Genomic DNA, 367 nt, shown 5'->3' with positions numbered 1-367 from the left:
CCAGGTGCGTTAACGGGTCGATAATGCGTTCGATCAGGCTTTTATCCAGCTCGGTGGAGCTGCCCATCAGCGTCAGTTCAATCTGTTTATTCAGTTTACTGGCCAGGTCACGCACCAGACGCGGGAAGCGGCTGAAGACATATTCCATCGGCATCATACGAATGGACATCACCGATTCCTGCAGGTCGCGGGCATTACGTTGCAACTGCCCCATGCTGGTGATCAGATCGCCGTGGGTCACCGGGTCCAGTTCGTTAGACCGCTGTGCCAGCATCGACTGGGTAATCACCAGTTCACCCACCAGGTTAATCAGCTGGTCAACTTTCTCGACGGCGACGCGGATGCTGGTGGATTCACTGGAGCGCGC

The 367-nt window shown here is 56.1% G+C and carries 1 pseudogene; it reads right to left on the bottom strand.

From position 1 onward, the window contains the following. Positions 1–367 (bottom strand): annotated as a pseudogene (locus CSV68_RS16940) (chemotaxis protein CheA); the annotation flags it as partial.

Origin of the sequence: Sporosarcina sp. P29 (assembly GCF_002743265.1) — a bacterium.
Taxonomy (GTDB): domain Bacteria; phylum Bacillota; class Bacilli; order Bacillales_A; family Planococcaceae; genus Sporosarcina.
This window is presented reverse-complemented; position numbering and strand designations above follow the sequence as displayed.